We start from the raw sequence: 17,240 nt of genomic DNA on the forward strand, positions 1-17,240 counted from the left end.
GAACGCAGGTTCCCATGAAATGCACCTTTCGAGCCAATCGTCCCAAATTAGATCCCTCTCGTTGGCGATGAACTTCCTCCGCCGACGACTGGGAGACACGACGATGGGCAACAAGCTGCAGGGCAAGGTGGCCGTGGTGACGGGGGGGAATTCGGGAATTGGCCTCGCCACGGCGAAGCGTTTCGCCGCCGAGGGCGCCAGGGTCTTCATCACCGGCCGCCGGCAGGCGGAGCTGGACGCCGCGGTGAAGGAGATCGGTCCCCTGGCCACGGGGGTCCAGGGCGATGTGTCCAAACTGGCCGACCTCGACCGGCTCTACGAGGTGGTGAAACAGAAGGCGGACGCCGTGGACATCGTCTTCGCCAATGCGGGCACGGCGGGGTTCGCCGCCCTGGGCTCCATCACGGAGGAGCACTTCGACGACATCTTCAACACCAACGTCAAGGGCGTCCTGTTCACGGTCCAGAAGGCCCTGCCCCTGCTGCGCGAGGGGGCCTCCATCATCATCAACGGCTCGACGACGAGCGTCATGGCCACTCCGGCGTTCAGCGTCTACAGCGCGACCAAGGCCGCCGTGCGCAACTTCGCCCGCAACTGGATCCTCGATCTGAAGGGTCGCCCCATCCGCGTCAACGTCCTCAGTCCGGGCACCACCCGGACGCCCGGAAGCCACACCCTCCACACCCTCGCCGGGGGCGAGGATCACGCGCGGTCGGTCTACGAGCAGTTCGCCGCCATCGTCCCGATGGGCCGGATGGCGGACCCCGACGAGATGGCCAAGGTGGCGGTGTTCCTCGCCTCGGATGACAGCAGCTACGTCAACGGCATCGAGCTCTTCGTCGACGGCGGCATTGCGCAGATCTGAAGTGCGCCCGCCCCCGGGGCCAGGGCAGGGCCCTCGACCCCGGGGACGAGAGCCGATTCTCAGGCCCGCTCGACGCGCACGCGCGCGGGCAGCCCGTTGAGGCTCACTTCCTCCTCGGTGGTGAAGCCCTCGGGGCCCACGTTCAGCTCCGCGGTGAGCGTCTCCCGGGAGATGAGCTCCCGCGCCTCCTGGGTCACCTTGCGCACGCGCGCATCCCCGTCCACCCACAGGCGGATGCGATCCGTGTACCCGAGCGCCAGGTCCTTGCGCGCCGCCTGCACGCGGGCGAGCAGCTCGCGCACCAGGCCCTCGTCCACGAGCGCCTCGGTGAGCTCCGTGTGGAGCACCACCACGCCCACGCCCGAGCCCGCGGCGGCATAGCCCGCGTTGGCCTCCACGAGCACCTCGAGCTCCTCGGCGGGGAACACCATGGCCTCGCCGCCCACGGTGAGGGCCACCTTGCCCTCGCGGGAGAGCTCCGCCTGGAGCAGCCGGCTGTCGGCGGCGTCGAAGGCCTTGCGCACCGGGGCGAGCTTGGGGCCCAGACGGCTGCCCATGGTGCGCAGGTTGGGCCGGACCTTGTAGCGCACCACGTCCGCCTCCTGGCCCGCCTCGAGGAAGCGCACCGTGTGCACGTTCAGCTCGTCGGTGAGCAGGTGCTCGTAGTGGGCCACGCGCTCGCGCAGCTCGCGGCGCGCGAGCACCACGTCCACGCGCGAGAGCGGCTGACGCACCTTGAGGCGGTTGTCGGTGCGCACCTTGAGGCCGAGCGACACCAGCTCGCGCACCGCGCCCATCTCCGTGGAGAGCGCCTCGTCGATGAGGCTCGTGTCGGCTTCGGGGAAGCGGCCCAGGTGGACGCTCTCCGGCTGGGTGCCAGGCCAGGGCTGGCGCACGAGGTTGCCCCACATCTCCTCGGAGAAGAAGGGCGTGAAGGGCGCGCTCATGGCGGCGAGCGTGGTGAGCACCTCGTACAGGGTGAAGTACGCGTCCTGCTTGTCCTGCTCCAGGCCCGGTGCCCAGAAGCGGTCACGGCTGCGGCGCAGGTACCAGTTGGACAGGGCGTCCACGAGCGCCACCATGCGCTGGGCGGCGTCGTACACTTGGTAGGTGTCCAGGCCCCGGGTGACGTCGCGCAGGGCGAGCTGCACCTCGGAGAGGATCCACCGATCCAACACCGGGCGCTGGGCGGGGGGGCGCCAGCCGGTGCTCTTCTGGATGGCGCGCCAGGGCACCTCGGTGGCGTCCGGGTTGCCCTTGGCCGGAGAGAAGCCGTCGATGTTCGCGTAGATGGTGAAGAACGAGTAGACGTTGCGCAGCTTGACCTGGAAGTCCTTCTGCAACATGCGCACGTTGCTCAGCGAGTGGCGCGTGTTGGACCAGGTGGGGCTCGCGGCGAAGAAGAACCAGCGGAAGGCGTCCGCGCCGGGGGCCCGGCTGGCGGGGTCCTTGAGCACCACGCGCTCGTCGGGCGGCAGCCGGGGTACCTCCACCGGCATCACCTCCGCGCCGCGCGGCGGGGGCTTCACGCCCAGGGCGGCGATGTCCTTCGCGGCGAGCAGCACCACGCGGCGCTTGAGCTTCTTGTGCACCTTGACGGTGAGCGTCAGCGCCTGATCGGGCGCGTCCGGACGGAACACCTGGAGCTTCGCGCCCTCCTGGAGATCCAACCCCTCGAGGTCCTCGCGGGCGATGAGCGCCTCGCCGGGCACGCCGGGCACGCCCGCGCGTGCGTCGTCGAGCACGGCGAAGTCCATGCGCACTTCGTCGAGGATGATCTCCGGCGGGGTGTAGTTGCCCTTGGACTTGGACTCCTTCTTGCCCTCCTTGTCGGAGACGTGGCCGAGCACGATGCAGTTCTTGTAGGGCAGGGGGTAGTCGCGCGCGGGGGTAATGCCCTGGCGGGCTTGCGTCTCCTCGTCGAAGACGAGCGTGCTGATCATCAGCAGCGAGTAGAACCAGCCGCGCGTCTGATCGATCGCCTCGGAGATGAAGTCGGCGGGGAAGGCGCGGGTGAACTTTTCGTGCGAGCCGGGCGCGTGGGGGTAGCCCCACTGGGCGAAGGGCATGCACCCGGAGTCGAACCACACGTCCACCACCTCGGGCACGCGCACGAAGCGGCCGGGGGTGCCGGGCTTCTCGTAGGTGACCTTGTCGATCCACGGCTTGTGGACGATGAGGTGCTCGGCGCCGGCGGACTCGGGCTTGCTCGCGAGGAAGGCCTTGAGCTCGGCCTCCACGGCGGCGAGCGTGCTGCCGGGCTTGTCGCGCAGGGACTCGAGCGACGCGTGGGCCTCCACCTCACCCGTCTCCGAGTGGACCCAGAGGGGCAGGGGCGTGCCCCAGTAGCGCTCGCGCGAGAGGGCCCAGTCCACGTTGTTGGCGAGGAAGTCGCCGAAGCGGCCCTCCTTGATGTGGTCGGGGACCCAGTTGACCTGGCGGTTGTTCGCGATGGCCTTGTCCTTCACGGACGTGGTGCGGATGTACCAGGCGGGCCGGGCGAACTGGATGAGCGGATCATCATCCGCGCGCCAGCAGAAGGGGTACTCGTGGCGGTACTGCTCCATGAGCACGAGCCGGCCGCGCTCCTTGAGCTCGCGCTGGATCTCCTTGTCCGCGTCCTTGACGAAGCGCCCGGTGAGCGAGGGGAAGTCCTCGCCGAAGGTGCCGTCCGGACGGATGGCGCAGAACATCTCCAGGGGCTGGGTGAATCGGGTGCGCTCGCGGCGGAAGGCCTCGTAGTCGTCCTCGCCGAAGGCGGGCGCGACGTGCACGATGCCCGTGCCGCTGGTGAGCGTGACGAAGTCCGCGCCGATGACGCGCCAGGCGGGCGCCTCGGTGCCGCCCTGGGCGAGCGGCAGCTGGGTGTCGCCCACGCGCTGGACGTAGACGTCATAGGGCGGCAGGTAGCGCCGGCCCACGAGCTCGCTGCCCTTGTGGGTGGCGAGTACGGGCAGGTCCTTCTTGAGCTTCTTGGCCAGCTCCTCGCGCAGGGCCGCGGCGACGATGAGCTTGCGCTCGCCCGCGTCCACGGTGACGTAGTCCACGGTGGGGTTGACCGCGGCGTACATGTTGGAGGGCAGCGTCCAGGGCGTGGTGGTCCAGATGAGCAGCGCGGTGTCGGGCGAGTCGCGCAGCGGGAAGGCCACGTAGGCGCTGGGGTCGTCCACGGTGCGGTAGCCCATGCCGACCTCGCCCGAGCTGAGCGCCGTGCCGCCCTGGGGCCACCACCAGACGATTTTATGGCCGCGGTAGAGCAGGCCCTTGCGGTGCAGCTCGGCGAGCGCCCACCAGACGCTCTCCACGTAGCCGCGGTGGTAGGTGACGTAGGCGTCCTGGAGGTCCACCCAGAAGCCGATGCGCTCGGTGAGCCGCTCCCACTCGGAGGTGTAGCGGAAGACGGACTCGATGCAGCGCTGGGTGAAGGGCTCCACACCGTAGCGCTCGATCTCCGCCTTGCCGTGGATGCGCAGCTCCTTCTCGACCTCCACCTCGACGGGCAGGCCGTGCGTGTCCCAGCCCGCCTTGCGGGGGACGCGGTAGCCGCGCATGGTCTTGTAGCGGGGGAACAGGTCCTTGATGACGCGCGTGAGGACGTGGCCGTTGTGGGGCAGACCGTTGGCGGTGGGCGGGCCCTCGTAGAAGACGAAGCCGGGAGCGTTGTCCCGTCCCTGGAGCGTCCGCTCGAAGATGCGGCGCTCCTTCCAGAAGGCGAGGACGCGGCGTTCGTCCGCGGGGAAGTCCAGCTCCGCGGGAACGGCGGTGAACAGGGCAGAGGGAGGAGGCATGGGGGAGCGTCGTAGCACGAAGGCGGTGGGAGGCTCCCGGGCGATCTTTCCCGACGGTCCAGTGGCTCAAGGCCGGGCGGATTGCGGCGGACGGCCCCGGTCCTTGGAAACGGGCAGGTAGCAGGTGCCCTTGTACTCGGCCTGGACGTCCAGGCAGGGAGGCTCCTTCTTCAGTGCGATCCAGCACCCCTTGTTGATCTCCTCCTCCCACAGTTCGGGTTTGCAGGGGGCAATCGCCTGATCCTTGAAGGGTTTCTTGGGCAGAGGGTAGGCGAGGGTGGCGGGGGCCGGTGGGGCGGTGTCGCTCAGCAGCGGCGCCTTCACCTCGGAGCGGATGTCGGACAGCTCGACCGGAGAGGGGGACGGCGGGTGTCCGGGCCCGCCAGCCAGCAACAGCCCGGCGCCCAGACCCAGCGCGAGCAGGGCCAGGCCCGCGGCGGCGAGCATTCCCCTGGAGGGGGAGGGGGGGAGGGGGGCGGGGTGTTCCGGTGGTGCCGAGAGGTGGCTCTGGACCTGGGGACTGTCCTCCACGGCTTGGACCGAGGCGCTCGTCAGCGCGAGGATGTCCGCCAGCTCCGACAGGGGGACTCCCGCGGGGGCCTGCTCCGGTCGAATGGTGACGGATGGCGGCGTGGGCCGGCAGAGGATCCGGACCTCCCAGGGGCCCGAGGGTTGCCACTCCACGTGCTCGCCGGGCATCAGCGTCAGGGCCGGCTGCCCCGTGCCCGTGTCCCTCGATTCATAGAGGCGTCCCAGATTGGGCTCCACCTCCTCGCACCGCCTGCCGAGCTGGAACGGTCCCAGCCCGCCGTCCTTTTCACTCTTCTCGTTCGCCACGCGCCTTCCCTTCTTCATGGGTATCACTGCCTACGGAAATGGATTTGACTTTTCAAGTCAAGTGGAACAGTGGGCCTTGTTGGGTTGAGTGAATCGCCTGGAGAGGTCTGTGCGCACCTTCAGGCAGCACACATTGTGAGGGATGAAGATGAATTCCAAGGTGGAAGACCTCCTGAACTCCCTTGAGTCGCTGGCCGGGCGGCACGCCAACGAACCAGGAGCAGTGGCTACGATCGAGACTGCGGCCAAGGCGCTCCACTTCATCCAGCACATTGGCCGGGCGAATGACTTCTGGGAGTACGCCAGGGTCTTCAACACCGAAGATGCCTGGCCGAAGCCCCTGCGCTCTTTCGCCTCCCGGGAGGAGGCACTCGCTTGGCTCCAGACTCAGCCAACGCTTCCCTACGAGGTGGTACTGGAGGTGGCGGGTGCCCTCTACAACGTCGAACGCATGCCCAAGGGTGATTGGGTGCTCATTCGCTTCCCCTCACTCAAGGAGTTGGAGTCGGAGGAGTGAGCTGCCTTGTAGTTGACGGCATCACCATCAGGCATATGCCGCCAGCGCAGTAAGGAACACGTATGCGAGGTGATTTCTACATAGGGGCGTACTGGGGGCCGCGTAAGGAGACGGCGCTGGACTGCGCCCGGCGCGCGGAACTCTTCTTCCACATGTTGGCGAGGTATGATCCGACCTTCGCGCAGTGGTACCGAAGGGGACGCGGAGCCCCCCGCGAACTGCCGGGCCACCCGGTTCGTCAGGACGTGGAGGAGTGGGAGCAGTTGTTCCTTCGCGGCATGAACCGCACGGATGCCACCAGGAAGGTCATGGAGGACCTGGGGTTTCGCGAGTACGTGTGGAATGCGAAAACCAGGGAACGGACCCGCATCGAGTTGCACTGTGGTGAGTACTCGCCCTTTGGGCCGGGAAACACCTGCCTGTTCTATCCACCTTACGAGGGTTCGGCGCGAGAGCGGATACTAAGCACCTCGGTGCTGGCCGGAGTGCTTACCAGCATTGCCACCGCATGGGACCCGGACTTCGCGATGGCCACCTCATCGGCCATGTTGGACCTCATCCAGAAACGCAAGCGGGAGGTGAGGGTGGGGTGGCTGACGTACCTGTCGCGCCGCCTGGGCACGATTCCTCCGCTGCCCGCGCCCGTGCGCATCGAGCCGGTGGGCACCCTGGGCTGGCTGCTCATCCTCTCCCCCGAGCCCATGATGGCGAGCAACCCCGAGCACGTGGCCTTCACCGCTCGCATTCGCGAGTTGCTCGACCGGGCGGGCCTCATCGAACGTCCGGAACCCGGTCCGGCCCGCGAGTAGTCTCAGGTCGACGGCGGAACAGCGGCGCGGGCGCGCTCGAGGAGCAGCTTGCGCTCGCGTGCGTTGTGCGTGAGCGAGGCTGCGCGCTCGAACTCCGCACGGGCCTCGTCGAGGCGGCCGAGCTTCGCCAGGAGGTCTCCGCGCACGCTGGGCAAGAGGTGGTAGTCCTCGAGCGAGTGCTCCGAGAGCAGCGCATCGACGAGCTCGAGCCCCGCCGCGGGACCGAACGCCATCGAGACGGCGACCGCGCGATTCAACTCCACGACGGGTGATGGCACCAACTGGACGAGCGCCTCGTAAAGCGCCGCGATACGCACCCAGTCCGTCTCGTCCGGCGTACGCGCCCGTGCGTGACAGGCGGCGATCGCGGCCTGCACGGTGTACGGACCCCGCGCTCCGCCGAGCGTCTCGGCCCGCTCGAGTGCCGCGAGACCCCGGCGGATGAGGAGTTGATCCCACCGTCCCCGGTTTTGATCGAGCAACAGGACGGGCTCTCCCGACGGGCCAACCCGTGCTCTCAGCCGTGACGCCTGGAGTTCCATGAGCGCGACGAGGCCGTGGACTTCTGGCTCCTTCGCAACGAGCCCGGCCAGGATCCGGCCGAGACGGAGCGCATCCTCGCAGAGCGCGGGTCGCACCCAGTCGTCACCGGCGGTGGCCGAGTAGCCCTCGTTGAAGACGAGGTAGATGACCTGGAGCACCGACGAGAGACGGGCCTCGAGCTCGGCGCCTCGGGGAACCTCGAAGGGGACACGCGCTTCGGAGAGGGTCCGCTTGGCTCGGACGATCCGCTGGGCGACGGTCGGCTCCGGGACGAGGAACGCACGGGCGATCTCCCCGGTCGTCAGACCTCCGAGCAGGCGGAGCGTGAGCGCGACGCGGGCCTCGGTCGAGAGCACCGGATGACAGGCCGTGAACATGAGCCGCAGGAGATCATCGCCCACGTCATCGTCGAGCGCGGCGTCGAGTTCCGACACGCTCAGCGCCCGCTGTGCCTCGAGTTCGTGACCGAGCTCCTCGTGTTTGCGCTCGAGCATCTTGCTCCGGCGAAGGAGGTCGACCGCGCGATGCTTCGCGGCGGCCATGAGCCAGGCGCCCGGGTTGTCCGGGACGCCCGACTCCGGCCACCGCTCGAGCGCGGCGACGAGCGCGTCCTGCGCGAGTTCCTCGGCGAGACCCACGTCGCGCACGAGTCGCGCGAGACCGGCGATGAGCCTGGCGGACTCGATCCTCCAGATGGCGTCGATGGCGCGCTGCGTAGCGGAAGCCGTCACGGTCTTCGACTAGAGCAGCTTCCTCCGCCAGCGCAAGGCGCGGGCCCGCGCCAGGACTAACGGCCCTTCGACTCGGTGCGCTCACGGAGCTGCCGCTCCTTCTCCATGAGCTCGCCCGTGGGATCGCTGGGCGCGAAGTCCTCCGACTCGAACACCTGGCGGATTTCAATCTCGGACTCCGTGCCGGGCATGGGATCGGGGCAGCGCTTGACCCACTCGATCGCCTCTTCCTTCGACTTCACCTGCCACAACCAGAAGCCGGCGATCAGCTCCTTCGTCTCGGCGAAGGGCCCGTCGATGACCGTGCGCTTGCCTCCGGAGAACTTGACGCGTGCTCCCTTCGCGCTCGGGTGGAGCCCCTCGCCCGCGAGCAGGATGCCCGCCTTCACCAGCTCCTCGTTGTACTTCCCCATCTCGGTGAGCAGCTCCGTGCTGGGAAGAACGCCCGTCTCCGAGTCCTTGGTGGCCTTGATCAGGATCATGAATCGCATCGTCGTGTCTCCTCTGGAGTGGAAGCCGGGTCTGGCCCGGGCTCTACTCTCACGTCGAACGTGGGGACGCGAGATCGACACGGCGAACGATTTTTTTTCGCGGAATCGCCAACCACCTGAAAGGACTGGGGCTCCCAGGGGAGGCAGCACCTGGTTGCCTGGTGGCCCGAGGGGGCACCTTCAGCGCCGGAACATGAAGCGCAGTGCCTTGGGCAGCCGGCGCCTCCAGGCCTTTTCGTTGTGTCCGGCGTCCTTGTCCGGGCGCCACATGAGCCCGCCTTCCGGGTAGCCCTTGCGCTCAAGGACGTGGTGCATCTCCTCGGCGACCGCGAGCATGCGGCCGCCGCCCTCGCGCCCGCCGCAGTCGATGTACACGCGGCTGATGAGGGGCTTGGGGCGGCTCTCGATGAAGGGGAAGAGGGCCTTGTCCCCCACGGAGAAGGCGGGCGACATGGCAATGGCCCCGCCAATGGCGTGCGGGTAGCGGTAGTGGGCCCAGAGTGCCGCCAGGCCCCCCATGGACGAGCCCCCCACCACCGTGTGCAGGGCCCCGCCCGCCAGTCCGAGGGTGTGCTGCACGTGCGGCATGAAGTGGTGCACCACCCAGTCGAAGAAGTGCTCCGCGTGGCCGCCGCGGCCCGGCGTCATCTCCCACGGGGACAGCTCGTCGATGCGCCGGTCGCCGCCGTGCTCGAGCCCCACGACGACGGGCGCGTGGAAGGTGCGGCTGCCCACGAGCTGCTCGGCGGCCTCGTGCGCGTACCAGCCGCCCGCGTAGCTCCCCCAGTCCGTCCAGCAGTTCTGGCCGTCGAAGAGGTAGAGCACGGGCCGCTCCTGCAACGGCACGTCGTCTCCGCTCGGCACGTACACATGCGCTCGGCGAGAGGGGAAGCCCGGGACATCGAACGGCCCGAGCGAATGGAACTGTCCGGGCCGGGCCCAGGAGGTGTCAGCGGTCGCGGTCACGAGAGGCATGGTGCTCCAGGCACGATGCGCGTGCCGCTTTTTCGAGCCACCTTCCCAGATTGAAGAAAATTCTTCTGTGGATGCTCGCGCTCATGCTGACGGATCGTCATCTGGCTTCGAGTCTTGACAATGCCTCCCCTAAACATGGATTCCACGAAATTCATTCAGGCGCGACCGCATCGTGATCATCTCGTTTCGAGGCTCGCGCCGGTGGAGAGGTTCATGACGAAGTCCCTGCAGCGCGCTGTATTCACATATGGATCATGTCTTCTGCTCTCGCTCGCGGCGCCCGGCTGTCGCGACGACGGCCCGGGGGCTCCTGACGCCGGAGGCGACATCCCCGACTCTGGCGTCGAGACGGACGGCGGTGTGGGAGAGCCCGATGCGGGCTCGCCTCCTCCCACCGCGGATCTCGCGAAGCACGTTGATCCGTTCATCGGCACCGACGACAGCAACTCGCCCTTCCCGGTGCCGGGCGGCGCCGGCGGCAGCACCTTCCCGGGCGCGACCGTGCCCTTCGGCATGTTGCAGCTCAGCCCCGATACGCCGACCGCCTCGCCCTCGGGCTACCGCCACAGCGACTCGCTCATCGAGCACTTCAGCCTGACCCACTTCAACGGCGCGGGCTGCCCCAACAACGAGGATCTGCCGTTCCTGCCGCACGTGGGGGAGCTCACGACGTCGCCCGCGGCTGACTGGAAGAGCTTCAGCGCTGGCTACAACAAGGAGACCGAGGCGGCCTCGCCCGGCTACTACCAGGTCACGCTCGACGGCGACCTCAAGGTGGAGCTGACCACGACCACGCGCACCGGCATGGTGCGCCTGCACTACCCGGCCTCCAAGGTCTCCCAGCTGCTCCTCCACACCGGCCGCAACGCGACCACATCCGCTACGCGCAGCGGCTCCGTGCAGATCGTCGGCAAGGACAAGATCCGCGGCAGTGCCACCGCGGGCGGCTTCTGTGGCTCGAGCAAGACCTTTCAGATCTACTTCGCGGCGCAATTCGACCGCCCGTTCACGGCCTCGGGCACCTGGCTGGGCAATGCGCTGTCGCCGGGCAAGCTCACCGCGAGCGGCACCAAATCGGGCGCCTTCGTGACCTTCGACACGACCCAGGAGCCGGTCGTGCAGATGAAGATCGGCGTCTCCTTCGTCAGCATGGCCAACGCCGAGGCCAACCTGGCCGCCGAGAACGCCGGCTGGGACTTCGACGCCGTGCGCACGGCCGCGCGTGACCGGTGGAACCAGGTGCTCAACCGCATCGAGATCACCGGCGGCAGCGATGCGGAACTCGAGCAGTTCTACACCGCGCTCTACCATGTCTTCCAGAACCCCAATGTCTCCAGCGACGTGAACGGCCAGTACATGGGCTTCGACGGCTCGGTGCACATGGCCGACGGCTGGACCGTGTACCAGAACTACTCCGGCTGGGACATCATCCGCTCGTGGACGCACCTCATCGGCGCCATCGCGCCGGAGGCGCCGGACATCATCCGCTCGATGGTCGACGACGGAGAGAAGGGCGGTCTGCTGCCCTTCTGGTCGCACCAGAACGTCGAGTTCAACGTCATGGTCGGCGACCCTGGCTCGGTGAACGTCGCCAACGCCTACGCCATGGGCGTGCGCGGCTTCGACACCGACTCGGCGCTGCAGCTCATGCTCAAGTCGGCGAGCAACCCGGAAGACACGCAGCGCTTGGGTCTCTCCGACTGGCTCACGCACCACTACGTGGGCGGCAACGCGGCCATCTCGCTCGAGTACGCCATGGCCGACTTCGCCATCTCGCAGTACGCCGGTGCGCTCGGCAACACCTCGGTGCGTGACGAGTACCTCACGCGCTCGCACTACTGGACCGAGAGCTGGAACCCCGCCAGCCAGCTGATCGAGCCGCGCGCGGGCGGGCTGCAGCCGGGTGCGGCCGCCGCGCGCATCTACGAGGCGCAGGTCTTCGGCACCGCCAATCCAGCCACCAACCTGGCGCTCAACCACACCGCCACCGCGAGCGCTTCATGCGGCGACAGCGAGAACCCGTCCAAGGCGGTGAACGGCACGACCAACGGAGGCTACAGCGACAAGTGGTGCGACAACAGCAGCCAGGACAAGTGGTGGCAGGTCGACCTGGGCAGCGCGCAGTCGATCGACAAGATCGTCCTCCACCACGCGGGCGCGGGCGGTGAGTCGACCGACTGGAACACCCAGGACTTCACCCTCAGTGTCAGCACCGACGGCGTGACCTTCGAGACCGTCGCCACGGTCACCGGCAACACCGCGAACGTCACCACGCACGGCTTCACCGCGCGCGAGGCCCGCTACGTGAAGCTCTCCATCCAGACGCCCATCAAGGCCGATCCTCTCGGTGCGTGGTCCTGCCAGCCCGTCGATCCGTCGAAGGATTGCGGCTTCATCGAGGGGAACGTGTTCCAGTACGTCTGGATGGTCCCGCACGACCTGGAGGGCCTGTTCACGCGCATGGGCGGCCACGCCACGGCCGACGAGCGCCTCGACGAGCTCTTCACCGAGCTCAACGCGGGCACCAAGCGGCCCTACTTCTACATCGGCAACGAGCCCGAGCACGGCACGCCCTGGATCTACAACTTCGCCCAGAAGCCCTGGAAGACGCAGGCGATCGTGCGTCGCATCATCGACGAGACGTTCTATGGCGGCCCGGGCGGCCTGCCCGGCAACGATGACCTGGGCTCGACCTCGGCCTGGCTCGTGTGGAGCTACCTCGGCATGTACCCGGCCATTCCTGGCACCGACGTGCTCGTGATCAACGGCCCGCTGTTCCCCAGCGCCAAGGTGCACCTGGCCAATGGCCACGTCGTGACCATCGAAGGGGAGGGCGCCGGTCCGGCCTCGAAGTACATCCAGAGCCTGGCCATCGACGGCAAGGCGAGCACGAAGACCTTCGTCCGTTTCGCCGACATCGCTCCGGGTGCCACGCTGAAGTACGTCATGGGCGCCACGGCCAACGAGTCGTGGGGCAGCGGCGAGGGTGATCGTCCGCCGAGCTTCACGCCGTAAGTCGCTGCCTCTCGCTCCAAGGGATGGAGCAAAACCCCGGGCGCCCTCAGGCGACCCGGGGTTTTCTTTTTCCGCCTCAGGACGCGTTGCGGTCCCTTGACGCGGTCCGACTCATTCAAGCTTGCAGCAGAAGGCCTTGGCGATCGCTTGAGCGGTCGTCGACGACGTTCCTCTCAAGGCACAGGCGTAGACCGTTTTTCCGCCCACCTCCATCACATCGGAGGACGTTCCGACGGACGACGAGGTCGAACGGCACGAGCCACCCGTCAGGAATTCCCCATCCGCACAACCCTTATAGGAGCCGGGAAGGGAATAGTCGTTTCGCAGCGGTCCCTCCAGCACACGGCACGACATCGACCTGGGCGTTCCCTGGGGCCCCGTGGCGCCCGTGTCACCCTTGAATCCCTGAGGCCCCTGTGCCCCTTGAATCCCCTGCGGCCCTTGCGGCCCCGTGTCGCCCTTGGATCCCTGCGGCCCTTGCGGCCCTTGCGGCCCCTGCGCCCCTTGAATCCCCTGCGGCCCTTGCGGCCCCGTGTCGCCCTTGGGTCCCTGCGGCCCTGTGTTCCCGATCGTCACATCAAAAGAGTCGTTCTGCTCCAGATTGGGGCCGGTCGACATCGACAGCAGATAGGAGCCGGGCTGCAAGAAGGCCGAGGGGAGCTCGACGGCGACGGTAGAGGGGCCATAATGCTTGACGGCCACGCCGACCTCCGCCACGTGGACGACGGGCGCGACCCCAGTGGAGGTCAAGAAATTGCGGCCATAGATGAACATCGTGCGCAGGGCGTGGTCCACCTCCACGTTCGTGATGACCAGCTGGCTCTGGTTCTCCTGGGCTCGCGCCTCGGTCGAGAGCGAGAGCCCCGCCATCAGGCCAGTCATCAGGCCCAGGTGCGTGGTCAGGGCAGACATGCGCAGCTGGATCGCCAACGTCTTACCGCCGAAGAACTTCGTCATCTGAGTAGGGCTTCCTTGATGGAGTGAATGGGGAATGGGGATCCCGCTGACATTGAATCGGTTCAACTCGTGTCCACAGCTACTTTTCTTCCAAAAGCGTGGGGAGTCGTCCTCCTCCCGGCACGTTCTCGGTGGCCAACTCGTTGAATCAGCCTTGTGCCAGCCGCGCGATCACCGCCGCGGCCCGCGTCAGCTCATCCTTGCTGACCTGGGGGTCCAGAAGCTCGGCCGCGATTCGCCGCGCGGTCGGTACCGCGTCCGCGACCAGTTGGCGCCCAGGCTCGGTGAGCACCGCGAACGTGACACGTCCGTCATCCTCGCTCGCCTGGCTGGTGATGAGGCGGCGCTTCGTCAGCGGGCGCAGCATCCAGGTCACACCCGAAGCCGTCAACCCGAGTTGTTGGGCCAGATCCGTTCGCCGCAACCGGCGCCCGGGTGCCTGGTCGAGCACCTGGAGAAGGTGCAGATCATTGAGTCCGATGCCATGCACGGAGCCGAGGGCGGAGTCAAAACGGCGGATCGCTGTCGCGTGGGCCCGGTTCAAGTCGAAAAAGAAAGTCAGGTGGTGCGCGGACATGCACTCCTCGTTTTGTTGAGCACTCAAATAAACCGCTTGCGGAAGCCGCTGCGGCGATGTTACTTGAGTTCTCAAGCAACAGCGAGGAGAGAAGCGCATGTCCACCGAGAGCAAGACGGAGCCCCGTTCTCCCGCCAAGCCATTCTGGCTGAGCGGCCACTTCGCCCCGGTCGCCAACGAGGTGACCGCGCACGAGCTGCCCGTGGAGGGTGAGCTGCCGTACGGACTCAACGGGACCTATGTGCGCAACGGTCCGAACCCGAAGGACGGCGTCTCTCCCCATTGGTGGTTCGGCGACGGGATGGTGCACGGTGTGCACCTCGCGGGGGGGAAGGCGCGCTGGTACCGCAACCGCTACGTCCGGACCGCGAGGTACACCGGAACGGCCTTGGCTCCAGAGCGGCGGTTTCGCGGGGGCGGCACGTCGAACACCCACGTCATCGAGCACGCGGGCCGCATCCTCTCGATGGTCGAGGCGGCGCTGCCCATGCATCTGGACCGGGAGCTGTCGACCGTCGGCGTCTTCGACTTCGGCGGGGCGGTGGACACGCCGATGACGGCGCATCCCAAGCGGTGCCCGTCGACGGGTGAGCTCCACTTCTTCGGCTACCAGGTGGTGCGTCCGTATTTGACCTATTACATCGCCGACGCGGCGGGCCGGGTGATTTCGAAGCGGGAGATCGAGGTCGAGGGCGCCTGCTACCTGCACGACTTCGCCCTCACGGAACGGTACGTGCTCTTCTTCGATTCGCCCGCCCGGATGATCCGTGACTGGGGCGCGGGGATGCCATTCGAGTGGAGCGACTCCCACCAGACGCGCATCGGCGTGGTGCCGCGCGAGGGAGGCGAGGTGCGCTGGTTCGACGTCGAGTCCGGGCAGCTCTGCCACACCGCCAATGCGTTCGAGCGCGCTGGAACGATCGTTCTCGAGGCGATCCGTTCGGCGCGTTTCGAAGCGGCTCCGCCGTATCTGTACCGCTGGGAGATCGACCTGGAGTCCGGCCGCACTCGCGAGCGGCAGCTCGACGACCGCCTGGTCGAATTCCCCCGGATCGACGATCGCCGCACCGGGCGGCCCCATCGCTACACGTACGTCGTCGAGATGCTCGACTTCGTCGACGGTGCCCCGACGAGGTCACTCCTGCGCCGCTACGACGTGGAGACGGGCACCTCGCTCGTTCAGGAACTCGGCCCGGGGCAGCTCCCCGGCGAGTGCGTCTTCGTCCCCAAGAGTGAGCAGTCGCCCGAAGACGACGGCTGGCTGCTCAGCCTCGTGCGCGACGGTGCGCGTGACGTCAGCGAGCTCGTCGTCCTCGATGCGGGCCACTTCGGCGCGGCACCGGTGGCGCGCGTCCGGTTGCCTCAGCGCGTCCCGTTCGGCTTCCACGGCAGTTGGGTCCCGGCGGCGGAGTAGCGCCCGGCCCCACGGGCCAGCCGTGGTCAGGCCCGTGGGCAAGGAGGCGTCTGACCCGCGGCATGAATCCTTCCGAGGAGTTACTTCTGATTTCCGCTGGTTACCTCGTTGCCCGCCCGGTGGAGCGCTCGCCCCATATGGACGCGAGCCTCGTGCCCGCGAGGCTTCGGACCGCTTCTGGCTGCCTCGCGCCAATCGCGCCGGGCACCTGGGCCATCGACTGGGCCCGTTGCGACGAGGCCGAGCGGGTCTCGGCGGCCACGCGCTTCGGGCTCCCGCCCAGCCGACTGGCGGAACTCATCAACTGGGTGACACACCGGTTCGACCAGGACTTCCTCTGGCCCAACGTCTTCCTGACACTCGAGGGATCCCGGGAGTTCTGCGCCACCTTCGTCCCCGCCGACAGCGATGCCTTCATTCTCGGCCTGGCACTCTCCAGAGAGGATGTCGATGGACTTCCGTGGCGGACGGAGCCAGATCCGGCAGTGGGCGAGGTGGGGCTCCGTCGAATCCTCTCACAGGGTTTTCCGCCAGCAGAGGGGGGCGTGCGCCTGGGCTCGGACGTGCTCGGAGCGGAGCTAGACGGAACCCTGCACTCGTACCTGTGCAATGGGCTCGAGCACGCCTTCTCGCGGGAACTGGGAGCCTGGCCGAACGAGCATGGCCTGTTCGATGACCATGCCTTGGCCCGGCGGTGCGCGGTGTACGCCGGACGCGATGATGTCGGAGCAGAACCCATCCCCTGGCGGGCCTGGGTGCTGACGGAGTACCCACGCCAACCCCCACAAGCCGCCCCTGCTCGTTAGTTCAACTCTTCCGCGGGCGCGATGAGCTGCTCGCGCAGCAGCGCCACCGGAGTCTCCCAGTGGTCCTCCCACCGGAAGCTGGCGAACTGACGGGAGTCGGCGCCGCGCCGGAACGCGGCCCACAGCCGCCGGACATACGTGGTGGCATTGAAGCCAGGGATGTGTTTGTGCACCTCCTTCGAGGAGTTGAGGAGGATGAGCAGTGAGGTGCGCAGGTGGAGGTTGCCCAGGGAGAACGCCTGCACCTCCATCTCGCCCATGACATCGGTTTTGTAGCCGGTCACCAGGTGGATGAAGTCGTGTGTCTCGCGCAGGCGCTTGGCGATGTACTGGGCGTCATTCTTCGGCGGACTGAGCGTCTCGATGGGCTGTAGTCCCTGTTCGCGGTAGTAGCGCGCGAACTCGTGGCCGAACGTCCCCGGCGGCAGCTTGCCCAGCGCCTCCAGGTTCAATTCCGAGGCACTCAACGAGGGCTTGTCGGCGAGCAACCGGCGGCCCTCGGCGTGGCGGGAGAACTGGCGGGCGAGCTCCTTGCACCTGCCCAGCTCGACGCTGTCGTAGAACACGGCGCCGAAGGCTGGATTCGTGGGATAGTCCCTCAGCACCTCGAGCGTCTTCATGCCCGTCCGCAGGCGGGTGAGCAGCGAGGGGTTCTCGGGAAGGATCGGGAGAGGGGGAAGCTCTACAGGGGTCTGGGTTTGCATCATTGGGTGAGCTACCTCGGAAACGAGGGCCTGCTTTCACTCTCCGGAACTCGCTCCGGGAGGAAATAGGACACGGGGTGCCAGCCACGAATGCCTCGAGAGCGAGGCGTAGCGGCTGACCGTTTGGTCAGTGATATTCTGACCCCCGGTCAGTTTTTCGTCCAGACCCCTGGCTCCGATCGTTGTCCTCCAGGCGTTCCGGAAGAGGGTG

At 67.5% G+C, this 17,240-nt stretch carries 14 protein-coding genes; 6 read left to right on the forward strand and 8 right to left on the reverse strand.

Features of this window, described 5'->3' with window-relative positions:
- The first annotated feature begins 103 nt into the window (after positions 1-103).
- A complete protein-coding gene (locus tag F0U63_RS15825; RefSeq protein WP_395846751.1) occupies positions 104-865 on the forward strand; it encodes an SDR family NAD(P)-dependent oxidoreductase in 762 nt (253 codons plus the stop codon).
- A 59-nt stretch (positions 866-924) separates the two neighbouring features.
- On the opposite strand, the gene ileS is transcribed toward F0U63_RS15825, so the two are convergent.
- Complete coding sequence (gene ileS / locus F0U63_RS15830) at positions 925-4,653, reverse strand: isoleucine--tRNA ligase (protein WP_395846752.1); 3,729 nt, start codon at positions 4,651-4,653, stop codon at positions 925-927.
- 66 nt (positions 4,654-4,719) lie between these two features.
- Positions 4,720-5,508, reverse strand: coding sequence for a hypothetical protein (locus tag F0U63_RS15835; RefSeq protein ID WP_395846753.1), 789 nt, complete (start codon positions 5,506-5,508; stop codon positions 4,720-4,722).
- 124 nt (positions 5,509-5,632) lie between these two features.
- Here F0U63_RS15835 and F0U63_RS15840 point away from each other — a divergent pair, with 124 nt between their 5' ends.
- Both F0U63_RS15840 and F0U63_RS15845 read left to right on the forward strand, forming a co-directional pair.
- Entirely contained in the window at positions 5,633-6,007 is a 375-nt protein-coding gene (locus tag F0U63_RS15840) for a hypothetical protein (protein ID WP_395846754.1), read from the forward strand.
- Positions 6,008-6,069: 62 nt separating this feature from the next.
- A complete protein-coding gene (locus F0U63_RS15845; protein ID WP_395846755.1) occupies positions 6,070-6,816 on the forward strand; it encodes an Imm52 family immunity protein in 747 nt (248 codons plus the stop codon).
- 2 nt (positions 6,817-6,818) lie between these two features.
- Here F0U63_RS15845 and F0U63_RS15850 read toward each other — a convergent pair whose 3' ends face one another.
- From F0U63_RS15850 to F0U63_RS15860, 3 genes are all read right to left on the reverse strand, one after another.
- A complete protein-coding gene (locus tag F0U63_RS15850) occupies positions 6,819-8,090 on the reverse strand; it encodes an RNA polymerase sigma factor (protein WP_395846756.1) in 1,272 nt (423 codons plus the stop codon).
- 56 nt (positions 8,091-8,146) lie between these two features.
- Entirely contained in the window at positions 8,147-8,581 is a 435-nt protein-coding gene (locus F0U63_RS15855; protein ID WP_095986112.1) for a YciI family protein, read from the reverse strand.
- 180 nt (positions 8,582-8,761) lie between these two features.
- The gene (locus F0U63_RS15860; protein ID WP_395846757.1) at positions 8,762-9,547 is read right to left on the reverse strand and encodes an alpha/beta hydrolase; all 786 of its coding nucleotides are present in this window, start codon (positions 9,545-9,547) and stop codon (positions 8,762-8,764) included.
- Positions 9,548-9,916: 369 nt separating this feature from the next.
- Here F0U63_RS15860 and F0U63_RS15865 point away from each other — a divergent pair, with 369 nt between their 5' ends.
- Positions 9,917-12,571: a GH92 family glycosyl hydrolase gene (locus F0U63_RS15865; RefSeq protein WP_395846758.1), complete on the forward strand. Its 2,655-nt coding sequence runs from the start codon at positions 9,917-9,919 to the stop codon at positions 12,569-12,571.
- A 111-nt stretch (positions 12,572-12,682) separates the two neighbouring features.
- On the opposite strand, the gene F0U63_RS15870 is transcribed toward F0U63_RS15865, so the two are convergent.
- Both F0U63_RS15870 and F0U63_RS15875 read right to left on the reverse strand, forming a co-directional pair.
- On the reverse strand, positions 12,683-13,528 hold the full coding sequence (locus tag F0U63_RS15870; protein WP_395846759.1) for a hypothetical protein: 846 nt from the start codon (positions 13,526-13,528) through the stop codon (positions 12,683-12,685).
- A 148-nt stretch (positions 13,529-13,676) separates the two neighbouring features.
- Positions 13,677-14,105 (reverse strand): MarR family winged helix-turn-helix transcriptional regulator, encoded by a 429-nt coding sequence (locus tag F0U63_RS15875; RefSeq protein ID WP_395846760.1) that lies wholly within the window; start codon positions 14,103-14,105, stop codon positions 13,677-13,679.
- A 97-nt stretch (positions 14,106-14,202) separates the two neighbouring features.
- Between F0U63_RS15875 and F0U63_RS15880 the strand changes: the two genes are divergently transcribed.
- Together F0U63_RS15880 and F0U63_RS15885 are read left to right on the forward strand one after the other, a co-directional pair.
- The gene (locus tag F0U63_RS15880; protein ID WP_395846761.1) at positions 14,203-15,519 is read left to right on the forward strand and encodes a carotenoid oxygenase family protein; all 1,317 of its coding nucleotides are present in this window, start codon (positions 14,203-14,205) and stop codon (positions 15,517-15,519) included.
- Positions 15,520-15,581: 62 nt separating this feature from the next.
- A complete protein-coding gene (locus tag F0U63_RS15885) occupies positions 15,582-16,325 on the forward strand; it encodes a hypothetical protein (RefSeq protein ID WP_395846762.1) in 744 nt (247 codons plus the stop codon).
- Here F0U63_RS15885 and F0U63_RS15890 read toward each other — a convergent pair.
- Positions 16,322-17,032 (reverse strand): Coq4 family protein, encoded by a 711-nt coding sequence (locus F0U63_RS15890; RefSeq protein ID WP_395846763.1) that lies wholly within the window; start codon positions 17,030-17,032, stop codon positions 16,322-16,324. The two genes, F0U63_RS15885 and F0U63_RS15890, sit on opposite strands and share 4 nt — an antisense overlap.
- Positions 17,033-17,240: the final 208 nt, after the last annotated feature.

Source organism: Cystobacter fuscus (assembly GCF_044360685.1).
Taxonomy (GTDB): Bacteria; Myxococcota; Myxococcia; order Myxococcales; family Myxococcaceae; genus Cystobacter; species Cystobacter fuscus_C.

Coding starts and splice junctions, on each gene's coding strand:
- F0U63_RS15825 (WP_395846751.1), top strand. CDS start 104: ATGGGCAACAAGCTGCAGGGCAAGGTGGCCGTGGTGACGGGGGGGAAT.
- ileS (WP_395846752.1), bottom strand. CDS start 4,653: ATGCCTCCTCCCTCTGCCCTGTTCACCGCCGTTCCCGCGGAGCTGGAC.
- F0U63_RS15835 (WP_395846753.1), bottom strand. CDS start 5,508: ATGAAGAAGGGAAGGCGCGTGGCGAACGAGAAGAGTGAAAAGGACGGC.
- F0U63_RS15840 (WP_395846754.1), top strand. CDS start 5,633: ATGAAGATGAATTCCAAGGTGGAAGACCTCCTGAACTCCCTTGAGTCG.
- F0U63_RS15845 (WP_395846755.1), top strand. CDS start 6,070: ATGCGAGGTGATTTCTACATAGGGGCGTACTGGGGGCCGCGTAAGGAG.
- F0U63_RS15855 (WP_095986112.1), bottom strand. CDS start 8,581: ATGCGATTCATGATCCTGATCAAGGCCACCAAGGACTCGGAGACGGGC.
- F0U63_RS15870 (WP_395846759.1), bottom strand. CDS start 13,528: ATGACGAAGTTCTTCGGCGGTAAGACGTTGGCGATCCAGCTGCGCATG.
- F0U63_RS15875 (WP_395846760.1), bottom strand. CDS start 14,105: ATGTCCGCGCACCACCTGACTTTCTTTTTCGACTTGAACCGGGCCCAC.
- F0U63_RS15880 (WP_395846761.1), top strand. CDS start 14,203: ATGTCCACCGAGAGCAAGACGGAGCCCCGTTCTCCCGCCAAGCCATTC.
- F0U63_RS15885 (WP_395846762.1), top strand. CDS start 15,582: ATGAATCCTTCCGAGGAGTTACTTCTGATTTCCGCTGGTTACCTCGTT.
- F0U63_RS15890 (WP_395846763.1), bottom strand. CDS start 17,032: ATGATGCAAACCCAGACCCCTGTAGAGCTTCCCCCTCTCCCGATCCTT.